21 protein-coding genes are annotated in these 23,448 nt (G+C 60.6%); 12 read left to right on the plus strand and 9 right to left on the minus strand.

Annotation, left to right across the window (positions count from 1 at the left end; genetic code table 11):
* Positions 1-251: 251 nt before the first annotated feature.
* The 5 genes from HFO99_RS07495 to HFO99_RS07515 all read right to left on the minus strand — a co-directional run bounded on the left by HFO99_RS07495 (position 252) and on the right by HFO99_RS07515 (position 4,685).
* Complete coding sequence (locus HFO99_RS07495; RefSeq protein WP_222360294.1) at positions 252-2,969, minus strand: response regulator; 2,718 nt, start codon at positions 2,967-2,969, stop codon at positions 252-254.
* 174 nt (positions 2,970-3,143) lie between these two features.
* Positions 3,144-3,317 carry a hypothetical protein gene (locus tag HFO99_RS07500; protein WP_017968332.1) on the minus strand — a complete coding sequence of 58 codons (174 nt, stop codon included), beginning with the start codon at positions 3,315-3,317 and terminating at the stop codon, positions 3,144-3,146.
* Positions 3,318-3,326: 9 nt separating this feature from the next.
* On the minus strand, positions 3,327-3,509 hold the full coding sequence (locus HFO99_RS07505; RefSeq protein ID WP_222333660.1) for a hypothetical protein: 183 nt from the start codon (positions 3,507-3,509) through the stop codon (positions 3,327-3,329).
* A 137-nt stretch (positions 3,510-3,646) separates the two neighbouring features.
* On the minus strand, positions 3,647-3,901 hold the full coding sequence (locus HFO99_RS07510; protein ID WP_222333659.1) for a DUF2934 domain-containing protein: 255 nt from the start codon (positions 3,899-3,901) through the stop codon (positions 3,647-3,649).
* Between the two features lie 142 nt (positions 3,902-4,043).
* Positions 4,044-4,685 (minus strand): UdgX family uracil-DNA binding protein, encoded by a 642-nt coding sequence (locus tag HFO99_RS07515; RefSeq protein WP_164575722.1) that lies wholly within the window; start codon positions 4,683-4,685, stop codon positions 4,044-4,046.
* Positions 4,686-4,895: 210 nt separating this feature from the next.
* Between HFO99_RS07515 and HFO99_RS07520 the strand changes: the two genes are divergently transcribed.
* From HFO99_RS07520 to pepT, 12 genes are all read left to right on the plus strand, one after another.
* Positions 4,896-6,359, plus strand: a complete 1,464-nt coding sequence (locus HFO99_RS07520; protein WP_222333975.1) for a phospholipase D-like domain-containing protein — start codon at positions 4,896-4,898, stop codon at positions 6,357-6,359.
* Positions 6,360-6,453: 94 nt separating this feature from the next.
* Positions 6,454-7,266 (plus strand): endonuclease/exonuclease/phosphatase family protein, encoded by an 813-nt coding sequence (locus HFO99_RS07525; protein WP_222360296.1) that lies wholly within the window; start codon positions 6,454-6,456, stop codon positions 7,264-7,266.
* Positions 7,267-7,473: 207 nt separating this feature from the next.
* The gene (locus HFO99_RS07530; RefSeq protein ID WP_222360298.1) at positions 7,474-8,364 is read left to right on the plus strand and encodes a LysR substrate-binding domain-containing protein; all 891 of its coding nucleotides are present in this window, start codon (positions 7,474-7,476) and stop codon (positions 8,362-8,364) included.
* Positions 8,365-8,894: 530 nt separating this feature from the next.
* Positions 8,895-10,718, plus strand: coding sequence for a methyl-accepting chemotaxis protein (locus HFO99_RS07535; protein WP_222360300.1), 1,824 nt, complete (start codon positions 8,895-8,897; stop codon positions 10,716-10,718).
* A 386-nt stretch (positions 10,719-11,104) separates the two neighbouring features.
* Positions 11,105-11,827 (plus strand): FadR/GntR family transcriptional regulator, encoded by a 723-nt coding sequence (locus HFO99_RS07540; protein ID WP_222360302.1) that lies wholly within the window; start codon positions 11,105-11,107, stop codon positions 11,825-11,827.
* A complete protein-coding gene (locus tag HFO99_RS07545) occupies positions 11,824-12,996 on the plus strand; it encodes a PLP-dependent transferase (RefSeq protein WP_222360304.1) in 1,173 nt (390 codons plus the stop codon). The genes HFO99_RS07540 and HFO99_RS07545 overlap by 4 nt, the downstream gene beginning before the upstream one ends.
* A 35-nt stretch (positions 12,997-13,031) precedes the next feature.
* On the plus strand, positions 13,032-14,291 hold the full coding sequence (locus HFO99_RS07550) for an ABC transporter substrate-binding protein (RefSeq protein ID WP_222360306.1): 1,260 nt from the start codon (positions 13,032-13,034) through the stop codon (positions 14,289-14,291).
* Positions 14,292-14,493: 202 nt separating this feature from the next.
* On the plus strand, positions 14,494-15,429 hold the full coding sequence (locus HFO99_RS07555) for a carbohydrate ABC transporter permease (RefSeq protein ID WP_222360308.1): 936 nt from the start codon (positions 14,494-14,496) through the stop codon (positions 15,427-15,429).
* A 4-nt stretch (positions 15,430-15,433) separates the two neighbouring features.
* Positions 15,434-16,264 carry a carbohydrate ABC transporter permease gene (locus tag HFO99_RS07560; protein WP_222333652.1) on the plus strand — a complete coding sequence of 277 codons (831 nt, stop codon included), beginning with the start codon at positions 15,434-15,436 and terminating at the stop codon, positions 16,262-16,264.
* A gap of 4 nt (positions 16,265-16,268) precedes the next feature.
* Positions 16,269-17,327, plus strand: coding sequence for an ABC transporter ATP-binding protein (locus HFO99_RS07565; protein WP_222360309.1), 1,059 nt, complete (start codon positions 16,269-16,271; stop codon positions 17,325-17,327).
* Positions 17,328-17,396: 69 nt separating this feature from the next.
* Positions 17,397-18,149 (plus strand): metallophosphoesterase, encoded by a 753-nt coding sequence (locus HFO99_RS07570; RefSeq protein ID WP_222360311.1) that lies wholly within the window; start codon positions 17,397-17,399, stop codon positions 18,147-18,149.
* A 105-nt stretch (positions 18,150-18,254) separates the two neighbouring features.
* Positions 18,255-19,487 carry a peptidase T gene (gene pepT, locus HFO99_RS07575; protein ID WP_222360313.1) on the plus strand — a complete coding sequence of 411 codons (1,233 nt, stop codon included), beginning with the start codon at positions 18,255-18,257 and terminating at the stop codon, positions 19,485-19,487.
* 85 nt (positions 19,488-19,572) lie between these two features.
* Here pepT and HFO99_RS07580 read toward each other — a convergent pair whose 3' ends face one another.
* The 4 genes from HFO99_RS07580 to cysT all read right to left on the minus strand — a co-directional run bounded on the left by HFO99_RS07580 (position 19,573) and on the right by cysT (position 23,446).
* Entirely contained in the window at positions 19,573-20,409 is an 837-nt protein-coding gene (locus tag HFO99_RS07580) for a cell wall hydrolase (RefSeq protein WP_222250904.1), read from the minus strand.
* A gap of 266 nt (positions 20,410-20,675) precedes the next feature.
* Positions 20,676-21,716, minus strand: coding sequence for a sulfate/molybdate ABC transporter ATP-binding protein (locus tag HFO99_RS07585; protein ID WP_222250906.1), 1,041 nt, complete (start codon positions 21,714-21,716; stop codon positions 20,676-20,678).
* Between the two features lie 10 nt (positions 21,717-21,726).
* A complete protein-coding gene (gene cysW / locus HFO99_RS07590) occupies positions 21,727-22,599 on the minus strand; it encodes a sulfate ABC transporter permease subunit CysW (RefSeq protein WP_222250908.1) in 873 nt (290 codons plus the stop codon).
* On the minus strand, positions 22,589-23,446 hold the full coding sequence (cysT, locus tag HFO99_RS07595; RefSeq protein WP_222360315.1) for a sulfate ABC transporter permease subunit CysT: 858 nt from the start codon (positions 23,444-23,446) through the stop codon (positions 22,589-22,591). Before cysT ends, cysW begins: the two co-directional genes overlap by 11 nt.
* Positions 23,447-23,448: the final 2 nt, after the last annotated feature.

Consider the following 23,448-nt stretch of genomic DNA (forward strand, 5'->3'; position numbering starts at 1 on the left):
TAAGAAGGAGCCGAGAACATGGAAAAACACATCGTCAAAGCCGATGGAAACGGCGCGATCGACGTGAACGGTCAGGTATGCCGGTCACCTATACCCCGATCCTGCCGGCACGATCTCGATCGAACTGATGTCGCGTGACGACAGCTGCACAAGTGAGGTGGATCTGATGCGCAAATATCCCGAGTTCGACGGCGCCGACGCATAAAGCAGAAGTTACAGCATTTCCGCGACCGGCAGAAAACAGAAATGCTTTAGCCGACAGGTCGCTGCTGGACGGCGTTCCTGACCGCTTGGTCGAGCGCCGTGCTGCTGAAAGGCTTCGACAGCAGCACTGAACCGGGGAGACGGTTTGCATCCGGCAGGCTGCTGTTGCCGGTGGCAAAGACCAGGCCGACCGACGGAAAGGCCTCGCGCGCCTTGGCGGCAAAAACCTGGCCCGACATGCCGGGCAGGCCGACATCGGCGACGATGATGTCGACAATGGTGTGTCCGAGGATTTCCACGCCCCTTTCGCCGCTGTCAGCTTCGATCACGTCATAGCCGAGATCCTGCAGAATCTCGGCAGCATCCATCCGGATGAAGGCGTCATCTTCCACGAGCAGCAGCTTCAGCTTTTCACCGGTGATATCGGGCTGTTTGGGAACGGTCACCGCGGCATCGCTCGCCCCTTGGCGGCGTTGCGTCCGGTTGGCAAGCACGTGGCTGATCTTGCGGGCGAGTTCCTCGCGTGTATAGGGCTTGGAGAGCAGTTCGAGGCCGGGATCGAGCCTGCCGCCATGGACGATCGAATTTTCGGTATAGCCCGATGTGTAGAGCACGGCGATATCAGGCAGGCGCTCGCGCGCCATGCGTGCAAGCTCCGGGCTCCTCAACGGGCCGGGCATGACGACATCGGTAAAGAGCAGATCGATATGGGCGCCGCTTTCGATAACGGTGAGCGCGCTTTGCGCATCCTTGGACTTCAGCACGTAGTAGCCGAGATCCGTCAGCATCTCAACGACAGTCGTGCGCACACCCTCGTCATCCTCGGCGACAAGGATGGTTTCCGTGCCCCCTATTGCCGGCACGCTGTCGACATTGGTGATACGATCCTCGCTCTGGAACGAGCGGGGCAGGTAGAGCTTGACAGTCGTGCCTTCGCCGATCTCACTGTAGATCTTCACATGGCCGCCGGACTGCTTAACGAAGCCATAGACCATCGACAGGCCAAGTCCGGTACCCTTGCCTTCCGGTTTCGTTGAGAAGAAGGGCTCGAATGCCTGTTCTATTACCTCCTGCATCATGCCGGAGCCGGTATCAGTGACCGCCAGCACGACATATTGGCCGGCGGTGACTTCAGGATGGGCGCGGCTGTAGGAATCGTCGAGGAAGGCGTTGCCGACCTCGACTGTCAACTTGCCGGCGCCATCCATCGCGTCCCGGGAGTTGATCGCAAGGTTGAGCAGGGCGTTCTCGATCTGGGTCGGATCGGCAAAGCTGTTCCAGAGGCCACCGGAGACGATGGTCTCGACTTCGATCTCTTCGCCGAGCGCGCGGCGCAGCATGTCGTCCATGCCGGTGACGAGCCGGCCGATATTGACGACCTTCGGTTCCAGCGGTTGGCGGCGGCCGAAGGCGAGCAACTGGCTTGCCAGCCGCGAGCCCCGTCCGACGGCGGCAAGCGCGTTGGAAATGCGTTCCTTTGCCCGGCCGTTATCAGCCACGTCCTTGCCGAGAAGCTGCAGGTTGCCGGAGATCACTTGCAGCAGATTGTTGAAATCATGGGCGACGCCGCCGGTAAGCTTGCCGATCGATTCCATCTTCTGCGATTGCTGGAGTGCTGCTTCGGCTTGCTGGCGCTCGGCAATCTCTGCCGCGACGCGGACCTCGAGCATTTCGTTGAGTTTCCGCAGCTGATCTTCCATATCGCGGCGCTGGTCGATTTCGACTTTGGCGGCACGGAAGAGCCGGATATTGTCGATCGCGACGGCTGATTGGCCGGCGAGGCTGACGAGGCTCGCCTCGGCCGCTTGGGAAAAACAGCCGGGCTGGCCGTGGCCAAAGAACAAACCGCCGATGACGCTGCCGTCGCGTGATTTCACCGGCACGGCAAGATAGCTCCTGACCGGCAGATGCCCCTTCGGCATGCCTGCATGCGGCGCATTCTGCCCGTAGCGCGGGTCGAGCAGGATGTCGTCGGAGCGCACGATGCCTTCGCCGTTGAAGGTCGGCGCGAACACCTTGGTATTGCGTGGCATCGGGAATTTCTCGAAGTTCTTCCGATCGACACCGGAGAGCGCGTAGAGCATGTAGCTGCCGCGCTCGCCGTCATCGACATTGTAGAAGAAGGCGCCGAATTCCGCGCCGGTCAGCGTCACGCCGGCATCGACGACAATCTGGGTGAGGCGTTCGATATTGGGCTCGGCGGTGATCGCGGCACCCGCCTGGTTGACGACTGCAAGCGCCTCCGATTTTGCACGCAGCTCTTCCAGCGCGATCTGTTCGCCGCGCTTGGCCGACACCTGGTCTGTGACATCAAGGGCCGCACAGAGGATGCCGGCAACCATGCCGTCATCGTCGCGCAGCGGGGTGTAGGAGAAGGTGAACCAGGTGTCCTCGGTGCGGCCGTCGCGGCGCATCGGGATGAGCAGCTCCTTGAAGAGCTGCGAACCGCCTTCCAGAGTGCTGGCGATGATTGGCGAGAACTGTTCCCAAATATCAGCCCAGACCTCGCGGAAGGGTCTTCCGAGCGCACCCGGATGTCGCTCCGGGAAAACAGGCACATAGGCGTCATTGTAGAGAAAAGCGAGATCCGGACCCCAGGCGACGAATTTGGGCTGGCGGGAATTCAACACCATTTCGGCGATATGCTTGAGAGATGCAGGCCAGCTTTCGACCCGACCGAGACCGACGGCGTGGAAAGCCGGATGCCGCAACAATTCACCGATTTCGCCGCCGCCTCTCGGCCAGCCGTTCGCGACGCTTCCCATTCAAAATCGCTTTCTTGTCGTCAGCCGCGCCGGGGTGATTGGCCACCTCGGGGTCAGCCCTTCCAAACCGTCAACATAGAGGCTTCCGATAGGAGGGAAAGGGCGCGGTCGAAATATCCTTAACCGCCGGGCGTTCAACACTTTTAGCCGTCTGCGGACGGCGCCTGCGGGCTGTTATTTTCGATAGAGTTTTTGCGATGCGGCGAAGGCGCGGCCGATGTCGAAGGAGGGCCGCTGCACCGGCGCGCGCGGATCGCGGAAAACCAGCCCAACGAGATTGTCGACGACAAGAATGAACCCAAGCGCGAGACCGAGATAGAGCAGCGCGGCGATGATGAGGAGCGACATCTCCATCCCTCACACGATCGTGGTCGAAGCGCAGCCGCTGGCTGCGCAGAGCGGGAGGGAAAGGATTTCGATACGACCGTCGTTCATGGCAACTTCCCCGGTTTCGCCATAAACAGCCATTGGATGTTCTTGTTCCCGATTATCGGGCGAGGGAACAACTTTATTTGGAAGCCTCAAAGCTTGCAGCGTCATCCGGCCTCTGTTCACCCCCGCATGGAAGCCCACCTCTCAAATTCCATAAAGCACAACTAATTCAGGGATATGACAAACAGGGATCAAAGGGCGTCGCGACGACGCCCTTTTAATCGAGATGCTCGGTATTCCAATGTTCAGGACGCCGTCTTGCGGCTCGCAGTCCGCTTCGCTGCCGGTGTCACGACGCCGTTCGTCTTGCTGCCCGTCACGCTGCGTTTCGCTTTGGGATTGGCTTCCTTACCATTGGAAGACGCAGCAGAGCCCTCAAGCGCTTCGCGCTCGCCTCGTGCCTGTTCCCAATGAATGGAATCTCGCCCTATCGGATATCCCTCTTCTTCCCAGAGGGTGTATGCACGTTTTTTGATCCACTCTTCCCGAGTTTCTGCCATCGCTGATCTCCAGTCACATGATGCCGTCGTTCGAACGCGATACTGCTGAGATGGTTCCAGAGGAGGGGCGCTGTTTCAAGCGAAATCGCGCCGCAACCGGAAATATTTCGCATCGCAGCATATTAGGGTTGAGAATCGGCACTCATGAGGGCCGAAATGCCGCCGCCTTGTGCAGATCTGACACGAACTCCCGGCGCTGCCGGTGCTGCTCTTCCTCGTCGCGGATGCGCAAGAGATAGGAGGGGTGGATGGTGACCAGAACAGGCGGGCGGTTTGCCGGATGCAGGATATGGCCGCGCTCCGGCGTCAGCTTTGCTTTCGGGCCGAGCAGCGCATAAAGAGCGCTTGCGCCGAGCGTCACGACGAGCTTCGGCTGCAGGATATTGATCTCTGCGCCGAGCCACCAGGCGCACCGCCTGATCTCGCCGGCATTCGGTTTCGAATGCAGCCGCCGTTTGCCGCGTGGCGTGAACTTGAAGTGCTTGACCGCATTGGTGACATAACAGCGTTGACGATCGAGACCTGCCTCTTCGAGGCAGCGATCGAGCAGCCGGCCGGCGGGGCCGACAAAGGGCCTGCCGGTCAGATCCTCCTGATCGCCCGGCTGCTCGCCGATGAGGACGATCTCGGCTTTTCCAGAACCTTCGCCGAAGACGATTTGCGTGGCATTCCTGTAGAGATCACAACGGGTGCAATCTTCGGCCTGATGCCGGAGTTCGGCAATGCTGTCAGCGTCCGCGACTTCGAGCGCCAAGGCGGGACCGACGTTTGCGGCTATGTTCATGATGGCGATCCTCATTTCCTTGGGGTCAATCGATCTGTGCCGGGATTGTTCCCGTTCGGGAATGGGCGGCGCGCTTTCGTTGCGGGCCTATTCAGGAACTTTTCACGATCGGTCCCCGGGCTGGCAAAATGGTCACGGTGAAAAATTTCGCCTCATGGGAGAGCGGCAGTGTGATTGAACGTCGCGGTTTCGCGGCTATATTCGCCAGCGATGTTCTATCTCCTATCAACCTACTGGCCGCATATCCTCTTTGTCGTTTCGATCGCCATGGGGGCCGCGGCGGCGATCCATGCCGCCATGACCAAGGAGGAGGTGCGTGCCGCGATCGGCTGGGTCGGCGTCATCATTCTGTCTCCGATCATCGGCGCGGTGCTTTACGCGATTGCCGGCATCAACCGCATCCGCCGCAAATCGTTGAGCGTCCGCCGCGACGCGCTGCTGCTTGCGGCCGAATTCGACGAACTGGAGACATTTGATGCCGAGGCCGAGACGGTGATCAGCCAGTTCGGCCGCCGTTTTGCCGCGCTGCAGACGCTGGGCGACCGGGTGACTCGCAATCCGCTGACGACAGGCAATACGATCGACGTGCTGGAGACCGGCGACGAGGCCTATGCCGCGATGAAGACCGCCATCGACGAGGCGACGCGCAGCATCCTGCTCGAAACCTATATTTTCGACCGCGATGCGGCTGGCCTTCGCATCGCTGATGCGCTGATTGCCGCGGTCAGGCGTGGTGTGGAGGTCCGGGTCCTGATCGACGCGGTCGGGGCGCGTTATTCGGTGCCGAGCATTCTCGGCCATCTCAGGGAGAGCGGCGTCACCGTTGCCGTCTTCAACGGCAACGTCATCATGGGCTTGCGGCTGCCTTATGCCAATCTGCGCACCCACCGTAAGATCCTGATCGTCGACGGGAAAATTGCGCTGACAGGCGGGATGAACATCAGGGCGGGATTCAGCGAGGAGGCGACAGGCGAAAACTTTGCCCACGACACGCATTTCAGCGTCACGGGCCCTGTCGTGGCCGACCTCTTCGACCTCGCCGCCGAAGACTGGCGCTTCTCGACGCAGGAGTTGTTGAACGACGAGCCGTGGCGCATCGAACCGCCAGAGCGCAGCCCCGGTGATCCCATACTGATGCGTGTCGTCGCCTCCGGCCCGGACCGCAGCGTCGAGACCAACCATAAGATGCTGATGGGCGCTTTTTCCGTGGCGCGCCAATCGATCCGCATCATGTCGCCCTATTTCCTGCCGGACCGCGAACTCATCAGCGCGCTGGTGACGGCAGCGCGGCGCGGCGTCGAAGTTGATATCGTCGTGCCTGCGGTCAACAACCTCGTCCTGGTCGACCGGGCGATGACGGCGCAATTCGACCAGATCCTCAAGAATTATTGCCGCATCTGGCGCTCCACCGGCAACTTCAGCCATTCGAAGCTGCTGACGATCGACGGCACCTGGGCCTATGTCGGCTCTTCCAATCTCGACCCGCGTTCGCTGCGGCTGAATTTCGAGGTCGATCTCGAAGTGCTGAACGAGGGCTTCGCCGCCGAGATCGACGAGCACATCGAGGAAACCTTGAAAACGGCAGCGCCGGTGACGCTTGAGGGGCTGCAGGCGCGACCCTTCGCGGTGCGGCTGATCGAAAAGATGCTATGGCTGGGGTCGCCCTATCTCTGACGGATTTTTTGTTGATCGGACGTGGCAAGTCCGGCTTGCCTGCCTATACTGCTGAGACAAGCCTTTTCGATCAACGGAACAAGTGCGCCTGCCGATGCACGCCAGAAAAGATAGCCTTCCCGCCAGCATTCTCGCCTCGATCAGGAGCAGGAAAAAGCGGCTCGACGCAGCCTATACCGAGGCAAGGCCGCGCAGCGCGGGAACGCTGATCGCCTCCTACAACGTACACAAGTGCATCGGCACCGACCGCCGCTTCGATCCGGAGCGCACCAGCCGGGTGATCCATGAAATCGGCGCCGACGTGATCGCGCTGCAGGAGGCCGATACGCGCTTCGGCGAACGCACGGGCATTCTCGATCTCGGCCGGCTGGAGCGGGAGACCGGACTGATCCCGGTGCCGATTGCCGGCATGGCGAAAGCGCATGGCTGGCACGGCAATGTCGTGCTCTTCAAGAAAGGGCTGGTGCATGACGTGCATCAGGTCAAGCTGCCGGGGCTGGAGCCGCGCGGGGCGCTGGTTGCCGAAATCGAACTCGAGCAAGGGGTGCTGCGCATCATCGCCGCGCATTTCGGATTGCTGCGCCACAGCAGAGCCCAGCAGGCCCGCACGCTGGTCGAACTGATCAACGACAGGCACGAGATGCCGACCATCCTGCTTGGCGACCTCAACGAATGGCGGCTCGGCGACCGCTCTTCGCTCAACACCTTCCAATCCGCCTTCGGCGAGCTGCCGGCCGCCGTCCCGAGTTTCCCCGCCGGCCTGCCGCTTCTGGCGCTCGACCGGATCATCGCCAACCGCAAGGGGATCATTTCGGAGGTGGAAGCGCATGACACGCCACTGGCGCGCATCGCCTCCGACCACCTGCCGATCAAGGCGCTTGTCGATCTGGAGCCGGTGCCGGTCTGATGTCACGGCGACAGGGGTGCTGTCGCCATTGTCACTTCGCCCGGCGCTTTCACTCAGGCATGGCTGAAACGTCACCAGTCGGATGACGTTCAATATGATCTCGAATATCCGCCTGCGCATCGATATCTCTCCTTCGCGTCATATGCCGCCTCTTGCCTGGCGCCTTCAAACGAGCTTATCGTTCCCTCGAATGACTTGAGGTTATGGATGAAACGCGGGCGCCTGCCATTGACGGCTTTGCGGAGTTTCGAGGTCGCCGGCCGCCTCGAAAGCTTCACGCTGGCGGCGCAGGAGCTGTTCATCTCGCAGGCAGCGGTCAGCCGGCAGATCCGCGAGCTGGAGACGTCGCTGGGCGAAGCGCTCTTCGAGCGCCGCCATCGCAGCGTCCATCTCACCACTTCCGGGGCCAGGCTGCTGGCGATCCTGACGTTATCCTTCGACCGGATCGATGAATGCCTGGAGGAGATCCGCGGCCGGTCGACGGCTGCCGCGGTGACGATCAGCGCGGAACCTTCCTTCGCGGCATGCTGGCTCGTTCCCCGCCTGCCGGAGTTTCGCGAGCGGCATCCCGAGATCGAGGTAACGATCGACTCCGATCCACACCTCGTCGAGTTCCGCAGTGGCCAGGCCGACATCGCCATCCGCCACAGCGCGGTCGCCACCGTCTGGCCGAGAACCGAGAGCAGGCATCTCGCCGATGTCAGAATGATAGCGGTCGCAGCGCCTGCGCTGCTTAAGATGGGGCCGGCGATCAAGCGGCCGGAGGACATTCTGCGCCACACGCTGCTGCATGAGGAAAATCGGGACGTGTGGTCGAGATGGTTCCAGACGGCTGATGTCGCCATGCCGGAGACGGCGCGGGGGCCGATCTATGCCGATGGCGGCCTGGTGATGCAGGCTGTCCTGCGCGGGCAGGGCGTAGCGCTGATGGACGAGATCTTCGCCGAGGAGGAGATCAAAGCAGGCCGGCTGCTTCGCCTCTTCGATCTTGCCATTCCTCACGGCGCCTACTGGCTCGTTGCGCGCAGTTTCGAACGGCTCAGCCCATCTGCCTCGCTCTTCGTGCGCTGGATCGCGTCCCGGATCAGGGGATTCTGAAGGGGCGGACGAGGGCGATCTATTGTCTGTGCCGCTCGACCTCGGTCAGCACCGTGATGAAGGCCCCAAACCCTGCGGTTGGCGTTGTCGTTATACGCGTCATGGACGCAGGCGAGCGTACGCGACAGAAGATCAAAGGTCGGCATGCCGTGCCATCCCGATCTCCGCACCGAGCCCGATGATCCGAAGTTTGTTGGCCCTTTGGGAAAGCCTGAGTGCTTTGTCCTTGAAGGTTTCGGGTGCCACCGCCAGTAGCCCAGAGGCGATGATGGCCACGTTCCGGTGACTGGCTCGAGGAATACTCAACTCGGGTCAATCGGCTGCGCATAATCCGTCCAGCTTTGCTGGCCGAATGGCCTTCGGCAGATTGCTAGACACGCGCATTAATACCGCCTTTTGGCGAGTGCCAAAGTCAAGCACACTAACTGCGGGTTTGACGTTTAATTAAACAGAAATCCCTAAAATTCATACAATACTTACCAAGAGCCAAGTTTGTGACCTGGCCTGACATCGTTCCAAGGAGTGAATACATGCGCAGGCCTACCGTCCGAACCGCCCTGATCGTCATCAATCTGACCTTTGCGTCCATCTTTCTCGGCTTCGCAATGTTCTCGCTGAGTAGCGTGCGAGCGGTAAATGAGGACACTACTGCCATTGCCAGGAATTGGCTGCCAAGCGTTTCCGTTGTCAGGAACATTCAACTCCAACTTCAGAAGATGAAGTTCACATATGCCAATCATATCATGTCCCTCAGTGACGAAGCGATCGCGGCGGCTGAAAGGCAGGTTACCGCACAGAGAGAGGAACTGGCAAAAGCGATCGAAGCCTATAACGCGTTGATATCATCGCCTCGCGAGAAAGAAGTACTGGAACAGATCGCAAAAGGCGCAACCGACTACGCGAATGCAGCAGAGCCGATGCTCGAGAAATCTCGTAAGAACGACAACGATGCGGCGAAGGTCATTTTCTACAATGATATGGAGCCCATTATCCAAGAAGCCGACAAGGACGCTAGCGAGCTGCTTTACATCAACGTCAAGGGTTCGGATGCCTCATACGAGAGCAGCGAACTAACTTATAGTACGATCCTCTGGAGCACCTGGGGTCTTATTGCGTCAGTCTTGGCGATCGTCGCTGGCGCGATTGTCTACGTCGCCTCGCAGATCGCCCGTCCAATCAACGCGATTACGGGTTCGATGATCGGGCTTGCTGCAGGCGACACAGCGGCAATCATTCCTTATGCCAGCCGAACGGACGAAATCGGCTCGATGGCCGGGGCGGTCGAAGTTTTCAGGCAGACGGCATTGGCCAAGATCAAAGCTGATCAGGAGATTGAGGTAAGTCGCGCCCTTTCAGAAGGTGAACGCCAGAGACGTGAGGAAATTGACCGTGCGCGAGCGGTGGCGATGGCCCAGGCTACGAACGGATTGGCCGGAAATTTGAAGAAGCTGGCTGATGGCGATCTCACAATCCAGATCAGCGAGCCATTCGATGCTGATTTTGAGGCGCTAAGGAGCGACTTCAACAGTGCAGTGGCCCAGCTCTGTCGAACACTGACCAAAGTGGCCGGCTCGACAGTGGGTATCGACAGCGGATCGAACGAGATCGCCAACAGTGCGAACGACCTCGCAAAACGCACCGAGCAGCAGGCGGCGGCTTTGGAACAAACGGCGGCCGCGCTAGACGAAATCACAGCAAACGTCGCCTCATCTTCCAAACGCGCCGAAGAAGCCCGGAAGGTTGCCGCTGAGGCCAACGCTAGCGCAGCGACGTCCGGCCAGATTGTCACACAAGCAGTCGAAGCAATGAGCCGCATCGAGCAATCTTCCAACGAGATATCGACCATTATCGGTGTCATTGACGAAATCGCCTTTCAGACGAACCTCCTCGCGTTGAACGCAGGTGTTGAAGCTGCACGCGCGGGCGAAGCTGGCAAGGGCTTCGCGGTCGTTGCCCAGGAGGTACGCGAGCTGGCGCAGCGCTCAGCTAAAGCGGCAAAGGAAATCAAATCACTCATTCAAACATCGAGCGGAGAGGTGGCAACAGGTGTCGAGCTGGTCTCGAAAACCGGCAGTGCCTTGAAGCAGATCGGTGAGCTCGTGGTAGCAATGAACCAACACGTCGAAGCGATCGCAGTATCGTCGCGCGAGCAGTCGACGGGTCTCGCTGAGATAAACACGGCAGTTAACAGCCTCGATCAGACGACCCAACAGAATGCTGCGATGGTCGAGGAGGCGAGTGCCGCCTCCACGTCGCTGGCGAACGAGACCGTCACGCTACGCGAGCTGATTGGACAATTCAAAATGGGTGACGGAACGGGACACCAAGCCTATGCTTTCCGCAAGACTGCATAGTTCACCTGTCATCGATCCGACTAAAAGTTCACTCGACGATACGTCGCCGTGAACGCACCGTTGCGTCTGTCAAATCTGGGATTCGGATGCCGATTCTCGGTCAAAGGGCGTAGAAATTGGCAATTGATAGGATGGTAGCGTTCCGCGTGATGTCCAGCTAAGCCGCTTTTTGGCCCGGCGCCCAACCCACACATCGATACGAATGCACAATGACACCCGCAACCTCCCAATAAGAACGGAGAACGGGCTTGCCACCATGCATGTTGGCTGAACCAACGCGAGTTCGTTGCCAACAAACACCCCTTGACGCTTTCCCCACTTTGAGAAATGCTAAGATGTCAGACCAATTTCAAGCTCTGACTGCCTGAGAAGAAAAATGGGGAGCCATGAAGGCAAATCGCAGCGACAGGCCGGTGATCCGGCCGCTTCCGGTCATGGACCGCGCGCGTCAGGTGACCGATGCGCTGGCGGACTATGTCGAGGAAGCCAGGTTGAAGGCGGGAGACCGGCTGCCGGCCGAGCGCGAGCTGATGGCGGCCCTTGCCGTCGGCCGCTCGACCATTCGCGAAGCGATCCGCCACTTCCAGGCGCTCGGCGTCATCGAGACGCGCAAGGGCAGCGGCACCTATCTGCTGAAGCCGGTTTCCAGGGCGACGATCCACATGCCGCTGTCGCTCGACACGGTCCATTTGCGCGACGCGCTGCTGCAGACGCTGGAGGTTCGCCGCGGCATCGAATGCGAGGCGGGCATGGTTGCGGCCCGGCGGCGCACGAGCACGGATCTCGTCGTCATCGAGGAAAAGCTGGACGCGATGGAACGAGTGCACTTGGAGAAGGGCACCTCCGGGCCGGAGGATCTGGCCTTCCATCTCGCCGTCTACGACGCCACCCACAATCCGCTGTTTCGCCAGCTTCTCGAACAAATGCGCGAGACCTTCGAGCGCTTCTGGGAGCATCCGTTCGACCGGCAGGATTTCGCGCGTCGGTCCTTTCCCTTTCACCGCACCCTTTTCGACGCGATCACTGCCGGGGACCCCGAGGCGGCGCGCGCCGAAACATTGAAAATTCTCGATATCGTCGAGGAAGACATCAAGGAAATGTCCAAATGAGCAGCGGCTCTGAACCGTTCGATCTTGCTTCCCTCATCACGGCTCACGACGAGAGCAACTTCGCTGACGCCGTCGTGCCGCCGATTTTCCAGACTTCGCTTTTCACCTTTTCCGATTACGACGACATGATCGCCTCTTATCGCGGCGAGAAGGTGCGGCCGATCTATACGCGCGGCCTGAACCCGACGGTACGCGCCTTCGAGGAAATGCTGGCCAGGCTTGAAGGTGCCGAGGATGCGTTGGGTTTTGCCAGCGGCATGGCGGCGATCTCGTCGGCGGTCTTAAGCTTCGTCGAGCCGGGCGACCGCATCGTCGCGGTCAAGCACCTCTATCCCGATGCCTTTCGCCTGTTCGGCACCATCCTGAAGCGGATGAAGATCGAGGTGACCTATGTCGACGGGCGCGACGAGGAGGCGGTCGCCAAGGCGCTGCCCGGCGCCAAACTCTTCTATATGGAAAGCCCGACGAGCTGGGTGATGGAGGCGCATGACGTCGGCGCGCTCGCAGCACTCGCCCGACAACAGGGCGTCGTCTCGATGATCGACAACAGCTGGGCGAGCCCATTCTTCCAGCGGCCGCTGACGCTCGGCGTCGATCTCGTCATCCATTCGGCCTCGAAATATCTCGGCGGCCACAGCGATGTGGTGGCGGGCATCATCGCCGGCTCGAAGGCGATAATTGCGCGGGTCAAGGCCGAGGCCTATCCCTATCTCGGCGGCAAGCTTTCGCCGTTCGACGCCTGGCTGCTGATCCGCGGGTTGCGCACGCTGCCGCTGCGCATGCGAGCCCACGAGACATCGGCGCTTGAAATCGCCAGGCGCCTGCAGAAACTCGACGTCGTGGAGACGGTCTGCCACCCGGGGCTCGCCAACCGCCTGCCCGCCGGCCTCAACGGCACCTCGGGCCTGTTTTCCTTCATCTTCCGCGACGGCGTCGATATCCGCACCTTCGCCGATCGCCTCAAGCTCTTCAAACTGGGCGTAAGCTGGGGTGGACATGAAAGCCTGATCGTACCGGGCGAGGTGGTGCTCCAGCAGAAGGCACAGCCGAATTCCGCACATGCCTTCGGCATCCATGCGCGATCCGTACGTCTCCATGTCGGCCTCGAAGGAACCGAGGCTCTGTGGAGAGACATCGAGGAGGCGCTCGCCGCCGCCTCACAATCCTGAAACCCGAGAGAAACCTAATAAGGGGGAACTGAGCCATGAAAAAACTAATAATCTCGACGCTCTTTGCTTCGATGATGGCGGGAACGGCCTTTGCCGATACGACGCTCAAGCTTGTCGAAGTCATCACCAGCCCGGAGCGCACCGAAACGCTGAAATCGATCGTCGGCAAATTCGAAGCCGCCAATCCCGGCACCAAGGTCGACATCATCTCGCTGCCCTGGAACGAAGCCTTCCAGAAGTTCGCGACCATGGTGTCGGCCGGCGACGTGCCCGATGTGATGGAAATGCCCGATACCTGGCTGTCGCTCTATGCCAATAACGGCATGCTCGAGAGCCTGGAGCCCTACCTCGAAAAGTGGGAACACACCAAGGAGCTGACGCCGCGCGCGCTCGAACTCGGCCGCGACGTCAAGAATACCGCCTATATGCTGCCCTACGGCTTCTATCTCAGGGCGATGTTCTACAACAAGAAGCTGCTTTCCGAAGCCGGCGTCGCCGCGCCGCCGAAGACCATGGAAGAATTTACTGCCGCTTCGGAAAAGGTTTCCAAACTGTCCGGCAAATACGGCTACTGCATGCGCGGCGGACCGGGCGGCCTCAACGGCTGGATGATCTTTGCGGCCTCGATGGCCGGCTCGAACAAGTACTTCAACGATGACGGCACCTCGACGATGAACAGTCCCGGCTGGGCCAAGGGCATCGAATGGATGGTCGATCTCTACAAGAAGGGCTATGCGCCGAAGGATAGCGTCAACTGGGGCTTCAACGAAGTCGTCGCCGGCTTCTATTCCGGCACCTGCGCTTTCCTCGACCAGGATCCGGATGCGCTGATCGCCATCGCCGAACGCATGAACAAGGATGATTTCGGCGTCATGCCGTTGCCGAAGGGTCCTGACGGCAAGTCCTTCCCGACGATCGGCTATGGCGGTTGGTCGATGTTCACGACAAGCGGCAACAAGGATCTCTCCTGGAAGCTGATCGCCACCCTCGAAGGGCCGGAAGGCAATATCGAGTGGAACAAGCGCATCGGCGCGCTGCCGGCCTATACGGCGGCCGAGAAGGACCCCTTCTATGCCGGTGACCAGTTCAAGGGTTGGTTCGAGGAACTGGCGGACCCGAACACGGTTCCAACCGTCATGCCGACCTACCTCGAGGAATTCGCCTTCTTCAAGGATTCGCTGGCGATCAAGACCTCGCAGCAGGCATTGCTTGGCGATATCTCGGCAAAGGATCTGGCCAACCAGTGGGCGGAATACCTCACTAAGGCGCAGCAGAAGTTTCTTGCCAAGAAATAAGAGGGCTTTGAGCCAGAAGCCCCCTCATCCGACCCTGCGGGCCACCTTCTCCCCGAGGCGAGAAGGGAACGGAAACGTTGCGGCATATTCCCTTCTCCCCAGCGGGGAGAAGGTGCCGGCAGGCGGATGAGGGGGCTCCGGTCTCTCCATTCAAAAGCACCACAAATTCCCAACCGGGTAAGACAATGGAAATTGCAGACCGATGACCATATCCGCCGATACGCTCGACATGCGCCGCGACCGCAGGCCATGGCTGCGTCGCGTTGCCGATGCTTCGGAGCCCTATCTCTACAGCGCGCCGTCGCTGATCCTGATCATTGCGATCATGCTGGTGCCGCTGACGGTTGGGATTTCCTACGCCTTCCGCGATATCCAGCTGCTCAATCCGTTTTCCGGCGGCTTCATTGGGCTCGATCATTTCCGCGAGCTTGCCGGCGACGCCGCCTTCTATGGCGCGCTGCGGAACACGCTCTGGTGGACAGGCGCCTCCGTCGTCCTGCAATTCGTCTTCGGGCTGATCCTGGCGCTGCTGCTCGACAAGCCGTTCAAGGGCCGTGCAATCGCGCAGGCTCTGGTCTTCCTGCCTTGGGCCGTGCCTTCCTTTCTTGCCGGGCTCAACTGGGCCTGGCTGTTCAATCCCGTCATCGGGCCGATCCCGCACTGGCTCTTCGCCCTCGGGCTGATGCATGAGCCGGGCAATATCCTCTCCGATCCCAACTATGCGATGTGGGGGCCGATAGTCGCCAATGTCTGGTGGGGCATTCCGTTTTTCGCGATCACGCTGCTTGCCGCCTTGCAGGCGATCCCGCGCGATCTCTACGAGGCGGCGTCGATCGACGGCGCCGGCTGGTTCCAGCGTTTCCGTTCGATCACCCTGCCGTTTCTGGCGCCGACAATCGCCATCACCGTGCTACTGCGCACCGTGTGGATTTCCAATTTCGCCGATCTCATCGTCGTCATGACCAGTGGCGGACCGGCCGACCGGACGCAGATCGTCGCCAGCTATATCTTCACGACAGCCTTCAGGCGGCTCGATTTCGGTTATGCCTCGGCGATCGCGCTGGTGCTGCTGGTACTGCTGCTTGCCTATTCGATGCTGATCATCCTGCTCCGGCAGACGCTGCTGAACAAGGATTGAGATCATGAGACGATCCGTCATTCCCACCATCGCACACCGTCTGGCGATCCTTTGCTACATCGCCTTCGCGCTCTTTCCGCTGTTCTGGCTGCTCAAGGTGTCGGTGACGCCGAACGACCTGCTCTATAGCGAGGGCGTGCGCATGTGGCCGTCGCGCACGACATGGGATCATTATGCCTTCGTGCTGCGGCACAGCGCCTTTCCGACCTTCTTCAAGAACAGCCTGATCGTCTCGGCCTCGACGGCCGTCACCGTGACGATCTGCGCCTCGCTGTCCGGCTACGCGCTGTCGCGCTTCAATTTCCGGGCAAAATACGGGATCATCGCCCTGATGCTGCTGACCCAGATGTTCCCGCTGGTCATGCTGGTGGCGCCGATCTTCAAGATCCTGTCGCCCTTACATCTGACCAACAGCCTGACCGGGCTCGTCATCGTCTACACCGCCTTCAACGTGCCTTTCGCCACCTTCCTGATGCAGTCCTTCTTCGACGGCATTCCGAGGGATCTCGAAGAGGCGGCGAAGATCGACGGGGCGACGCAGTTCACGGCGTTTCGCCAGATCATCCTGCCGCTGACCCTGCCGGGAATCGCCGCCACCCTCGGCTTCGTTTTCACGGCCGCCTGGAGCGAGCTGCTCTTCGCGCTGATGCTGATCAACGGCAATGATGCGGCGACCTTCCCCGTCGGCCTTCTCACCTTCGTTTCGAAATTCTCGGTGGATTTCGGGCAGATGATGGCGGCGGGCGTCATGGCGCTCATTCCGGCCGGCCTCTTCTTCCTGCTCATCCAGCGCTATCTCGTCCAGGGCCTGACGGCCGGCGCGGTCAAGGGTTAATCAAATGGCATCGATCGATATCCGGAATATCCGCAAAGCCTATGGTCATGTGCAGGTGCTGCACGGCGTCGACCTCGAAATCCGGGACGGCGAATTCGTCGTGCTCGTTGGCCCGTCCGGCTGCGGCAAGTCCACGCTGCTGCGGATGATCGCCGGGCTGGAGGAGGTCACATCAGGCGAGATTCGCATCGCCGGCAATAGGGTGAACGAGCTGCATCCTAAGGACCGTGACATCGCCATGGTGTTCCAGTCCTATGCGCTCTACCCGCATATGAACGTCGCCGGCAATATGAGCTACAGCCTGAGGCTCCGGAAGGTGGCAAAGGAGAAGATTGCAAGCGCGGTGGCTGCGGCTGCCGCCAAGCTCGGCCTCGATCCGCTGCTCGAACGCAGGCCGAAGGCGCTTTCGGGCGGCCAGCGCCAGCGCGTCGCCATGGGTCGCGCCATCGTGCGCCAGCCGAAGGCCTTTCTGTTTGACGAACCGCTGTCCAACCTCGATGCGCGCCTGCGCGAGCAGATGCGCGCCGAAATCAAGAAACTGCATGGCGACCTGAAGGCGACCTCGATCTACGTGACCCACGACCAGATCGAGGCAATGACGCTGGCGGACCGGATCGTCGCCATGCATGGCGGGGTGGTCCAGCAGGTCGGCAGTCCCCTGGAACTCTACGACCGCCCCGCCAATCTCTTTGTTGCCGGCTTCATCGGCTCGCCGGGGATGAATTTCCTCGAGGCCACCTATGATGCCGGCGGCGCGAGGCTGAAGGACGGCACGATCCTGCCGCTTGCAAAGCCTTTGCCGCTTCCAGACGGCGCAAAGGTGACGCTCGGCATCCGGCCGGAGCATGTGCTGATGAGTGACGGCGGGGCTGGGCTTGCCGCGGATGTGGAACTCGTCGAACCGACTGGCTTCGGCATCATCATGCACCTCGCGCTCCATGGTCTGCCATTCAAGATCTTTACGCTGAACCGCGACGCGCTAAAGGCCGGTCCGAAGGTCAATGTGACCTTCCCGGCTCAATATCTGCATGTGTTCGACGGCGAGGGAAAACGCGTCGATTGAACAGCAGAGCCGGTGGCCCGTTGCTGTCGGCTTCGGCATACTCTCTTCGGCAGAACTGAGAGGCACAACATGCTCATTGCGCAGATATCCGATATCCATGCGGGGCCGGACCTTTCGTCGCTCCGGACGCTGGAGTGGGCGATAGGCTGGCTGAGGTCGTTCCGCCCGGATGTGCTTGTTGTCACTGGAGATCTGGTGGACGACGAATGGCGGCAAGGCTATCGCCTGGTCGCCGAAAGCCTGCGGTTGCTGGATTTCCCCGTCTACCTGTTGCCGGGCAACGGTGACGATGTGCAATTGATGCGCTCCGAATTTGCCGCCGTCGACACCTGGATCAAAGCGACGGGACCGATGCATTTCCGGGTAGCCGTCGATGGGCTGGCCCTCTTCGGTGTCGATGTGACCGTCGCCGGTCAGAGCCACGGCGACGTCCTGCCGCATCTGCCGTGGCTGATGAGCGCGCTTGCGGACGTGACGACCCCTGCTCTTCTGTTCATGCATCAGCCGCCATTCGCGATCGGCATCGAGGCGCTGGACCGGGTCGGATGCAGGAACGGCAGTGCCCTTCTCAGCACCCTGGAGACAATCCACAGGCTGCCGCTGGCAATTCTCTGCGGCCATGTTCACCGACCTGCATTCGGTCGGCTGGGAATAATCCCTGTCCAGACCTGCGGCACCCTCTGTCCGCCCAATCCGCTTCTGCTGGAAGGCCGGACCGATCTTCCGGTGATCGACGCTCCGTCCTTCCTCGTGCATGAGGTCAGTGACGGCGGGCTGGTTTCACATGTGGTATCGATTCCAGCATCCGATGGCAGAGCATGAAGTGGATTGAATGCGGAAACTCTCCCGCGCTGCGAGCCGAAAAATCTTTTACCGCATCGCCCATGAGGGCTATATCCTTTGCATGATCTTGCTGGACTGGATGCCATGACCGACACTGTTTTCGACCGCTTTCTCCGTTATGTCGTTATCGACACGCAATCCGATCCTGCCTCGTCGACGCAGCCGACCACGGGCAAGCAGAAGGATCTCGGACGGGTTCTGGTCGATGAACTGCTGAAGATCGGTCTTGCCGACGCGCATCTCGATGAACACGGCTATGTCTACGCGACCATTCCGGCCAATAGCGACAAGACGGTGCCGGTCATCTGTTTCTGCTCGCACATGGATACGGCGCCCGATTTCAGCGGCACCGATGTCAAGCCGCAGATCGTCAGGAACTATGCTGGCGGTGATATCAAGCTTGCCAGTGATACGAGCCGGGTGATCCGCGTCAGCGACCATCCCGAACTGAAGAACCAGATCGGCAACGATATCGTCACGACCGACGGCACGACATTGCTCGGCGCCGACGACAAGGCCGGACTGGCCGAAATCATGACCGCGGCTGAGATGCTCGTCGGCAATCCCGATATCAGGCACGGGACGATCAGGATCCTGTTCACGCCCGACGAGGAAGTCGGGCGCGGCGTCAACAAGGTCGACCTGAAGAAACTCGGTGCCGACTTCGCCTATACGATGGACGGCGAGACTGCCGGCCATATCGAGGATGAGACGTTTTCGGCCGACGGCGTCGAGATCAGCATATTAGGTGTGGCAATCCATCCCGGCTTTGCCAAGGACCGCATGGAAAACGCCATCAAGATCGCAGGCGCCATCATCGACCGGCTGCCGAGGGATCTTGCCCCCGAGACCACCGAAGGCAACCAGGGCTTCATCCATCCGACAGGCGTGACCGGCTCGATGGAGAAGGCGTCGCTGAGCCTCATCATCCGTGACTTTACCGACAAGGGGCTGACGGAAAAGGAAACGATGCTCCAAGCCATCGTTAAGGACGTGTTGGCTGGCTATCCCGGCTCGACCTATCGTTTTGAGGTGAAGGAGCAGTATCGCAACATGAAGGTGGTGCTCGATCGTCACCCGGAGATCGTCGAGAACGCGATTGAGGCGGTGCGTCGGGCCGGCATGACGCCGGTGCGCGGAAGCATCCGCGGCGGCACGGATGGCTCGCGCCTTTCCTTCATGGGACTGCCGTGCCCGAACATCTTCGCCGGCGGCCATGCTTTCCACTCGCCGCTCGAATGGGTGAGCCGCCAGGATATGGAAAAGGCCGTCAAAACGATCGTGGAATTGGCGAGGGTTTGGGAAGAGCGCGCCTAAAGCATGTCGCGCAAAAGTGTGCAGCGATTTTGAGATCGCGACGCGCTTAGGCACGCTTCCATCTAACTCATACCGGAAGGGCGGTTTAACCGCCGTTCGTCGGAAGGCTTTCACGCAGCATCACGCTGTCATAGGCGGGCCGGGGAATAGGGATCGCAATGGGCATTCCCGGCTCGGGCTCGACCGATGTTACCGGCGATGTTTCCGGCGCGGTCACCGGCGCCATTATCCGCATCTGCCCCGTGCTAGCCGTCGCCATGGGGTCTGGAGCTGGCAAAGGAACGGGAACCGCCGAGGGTATCAGTGCCTCAAATTGCGGCGGCAGCATGCTTTCGCCGGGCACATAGTTCATCGCCACCTCGTAGGAGGGCAGCGGCGGCGGCGTTTCAAGCATGCCGTTGGAGTCGCGCTTCTCATAGAAGGCGTTGCCGCCGGCAACCGTCACATAGTGCATATTGTCGTAAGGGAATTTCAGCCCATCGGTGTGGAAGAACATCGCATCCTTCACTGCAGGATGGCGTGCGCCCTTGATAAGGATTGCATCGGCCGCGCTCGCGAGCTCCGTTTCCGCCTGCGGTTTGACTTCGCGCGTCATCACGCCGGGCGCGAACTGCCTTTTCTGGGCCACCACGCCGCAGATCGATGCGGGATAGGCGCCGGAGGTGAGCCTGTTCATCACGACGGTCCCGACCGCCATGTAACCGTCCTCGTCCGAATGCTGCGATTCGAAATACATCGCGCGCTGCAGGCACTCGCGGTCTTTGGCCGTATAATTGAACGTGACTTTCGCCGCTTGGCCCTGCTTCGTCTTGGTGTTCGCCGCCGTTGCCGCCGGTTTCGATGTCGTCGTGCAGCTTGCCGCTGCCAGTCCTACCAACAAAATCCCGATCAGGGATTTTCCAAAGGAAATCTCCGCCCTCAACGCCAGGTGCCTCCTATGGGATTAGTCCAGCCCTTAATGATCAAGCGAAAACGTTTTACTCGTCATATGACTGAAATACAAACAACCTTAGATAACAAAAACCTTAAGGGCTCTCGCCAAATACGATTCCGGCGATGAGCCATTCCTTAATTCCTGAGATCGGAATCGATCCAAGGGATAAAATTATGCAGAAATTCAAAGTGTTAGAGCGTCTTTTGCGGCTCTCGGAAGACGCGCGGCGCTGTGGGCGGCAGGCCCAATCTCCATCAGCTGCGGAACAGTTTCCAGCGGGTTGGCTTGAAAGCTACCCGGTTGCGGTCAAGTCTGTCGGCCTCGCTCGGCGGCAATTCGATCTCGATATGCGGGCGGTCGTTGCCGATATCCAATTCGATATGGCGGGTGCCTGCCACACGGCGGCTGGAGACCGGCTGGCCGGCGATACAGCTTTCAGCTGATTCGCAGAGCCTGACGTCATGCGGGCGGAAGTAGAGCTGCGCAGTCCCATCCGGTTCGTCATCGGCATTGAGGCCGAGCGAGCGGCCTTCGAAGCGAATGTCGCCGTCTGATATCTCGACCTCAAGGCAGTTCGATTGGCCGATGAAGCCGAAGACGAAGGGAGAATTGGGATTGTCGTACACCTGGTCCGGCGTGCCGACCTGTTCGATCGCGCCCTGGCTCATGACGACGACGCGGTCGGCAAGCTCCAGCGCCTCATCCTGGTCGTGGGTGACGAAGACTGTGGTGTGTCCGGTACGGTCGTGGATATCGCGCAGCCATTTGCGCAGATCCTTGCGCACCTGGGCGTCGAGCGCGCCGAAGGGTTCGTCGAGCAGCAGCACGTTCGGCTCGACAGCCATGGCGCGGGCGAGCGCCACACGCTGGCGCTGGCCGCCGGAAAGCTGGGCCGGGTAGCGTTTTTCGAGACCGGAAAGCTGGACGAGGTCGAGCAGTTCGAGCGCCCGCCTGCGGATATCGGCCTTCGGCGGCCGCCGCGCGCTGTTTCTGACTTTGAGGCCGAAGGAGACGTTTTCGAGCACCGTCATGTAGCGGAAAAGCGCATAGTGCTGGAAGACGAAGCCGATATTGCGCTGCTGTACCGATTTCTTCGAGGCATCCTCGTCGCCGAAGAAGATCAGCCCCTCCGTCGGGCTTTCGAGGCCGGCGATCAGCCGCAGCAATGTCGTCTTGCCGGAGCCCGACGGGCCGAGCAGTGCGATCAGCTCGCCGGAGCGGATATCGAGCGAGACATCGTGCAGCGCCGGAAAACGATCGAATTCCTTGCGTATGTTTTGAACGCGTACTTCCATTCCAAATCCTTCAGTGCCGCCGGCTGGCGGCGATTTCAGCGCTATAGCGCATTTCCAGCAGCGTCTTCAAAACAAGAGTCAGGAGCGCGAGCAAGGCCAAAAGCGTGGCGACGGCAAAAGCGCCGGTAAAATTATACTCGTTATAGAGAATCTCCACCTGCAGGGGCATCGTGTTGGTCTGGCCGCGGATGTGGCCTGATACCACCGAGACGGCGCCGAATTCGCCCATGGCGCGGGCGTTGCAGAGAAGCACGCCATAGAGCAGGCCCCATTTGATATTCGGCAGCGTCACGTGCCAGAAGGTCTGCCAGCCGCTGGCGCCGAGCGAAAGGGCCGCCTCCTCGTCGGCCGTTCCCTGTTCCTGCATCAGCGGGATCAGCTCGCGGGCGACGAAGGGGAAGGTGACGAATATGGTGGCGAGGATCAACCCCGGTACCGCAAACAGGATCTTGATGTCGTGAGCGCTGAACCATTGGCCGAGCCAGGTATTGGCGCCGAACAGCAGAACGAAGACCAGACCCGATATGACGGGCGAGACCGAGAAGGGCAGGTCGATCAGCGTCGTCAGGAAGGCCTTGCCTTTGAACTCGAACTTGGCGATTGCCCAGGCGGCGGCGACCCCGAAGACGAGGTTGAGTGGCACGCTGACGCCGGCAACGATCAGTGTCAGGCGGATGGCCGAGAAGGTCTCGGCGTCTGCGAGCGCCTCGAGGAAGGGGCCGGTGCCCTTGCGGAAAGCTTCTACGAAAACGGCGGCTAGGGGCAGCAGCAGGATAAGCAGCAGGAAGACGAGTGAAAGGACAATCAGGCTATAGCGTGCGGTCCGATGTTCAGTCGTCACCGAGCGCAGTTTTGTCGGTTGAGCGGTCGCATCAAGCGCCATAGCCGTACCTCCGCCTGCTCCAGCTCTGGATGAGATTGATGACGAGCAGCAGGGCGAACGAGAGGACCAGCATGATCGCCGCAATGCCGGTCGCCGCCGCGTAATTATACTCTTCGAGTTTGATGATGATCAGCAGCGGCGCGATCTCCGATTTGAACGGCAGGTTGCCGGCGATGAAGATGACCGAGCCGTATTCGCCGACGCCGCGGGCAAAGGCGAGCGCGAAGCCGGTGAGCACGGCGGGCGCCAGCCCCGGCAGCAGCACGCGGAAAATCGTCTGGAAGCGATTGGCGCCGAGCGTTGCCGCGGCCTCCTCCACTTCCTTGTCGATTTCCTCCATGACGGGCTGCACGGTGCGCACCACGAAGGGCAGGCCGACGAAGATCAGCGCCACGACGATACCGGCAGGCGTGAAGGCGATCTTGATGCCGAGCGGCGTCAGGAACTGGCCGATCCAGCCGTTCGGCGCGTAGAGCGTCGCCAGCGCGATGCCGGCAACGGCGGTCGGCAGCGCGAAGGGCAGGTCGACCATGGCGTCGATGATGCGTTTGCCGGGGAAGCGGTAACGCACCAGCACCCAGGCGAGGATGATGCCGAAGATGGCATTGACGATCGCGGCGATGAAGGCGCTGCCGAAGCTGATACGCAGCGCGTTCAGCGTGCGGGAATCGACCGCGATCGACCAGAATTTCTCCCAGCCGAGCGCGCTCGACCGGACGGCAAGGCCCGAGAGCGGGATGAGGATCAGAAGGGTGAGCCAGGTCAAGGTAAGGCCGAGCGCCATTCCGAAACCCGGAATGACGCTCGGCCGTTTGAACCGCCACCGCGTGGGGCTATTTGCTTTCATGA

Origin of the sequence: Rhizobium leguminosarum, from assembly GCF_019798305.1 — a bacterium.
Lineage (GTDB): Bacteria > Pseudomonadota > Alphaproteobacteria > Rhizobiales > Rhizobiaceae > Rhizobium > Rhizobium leguminosarum_U.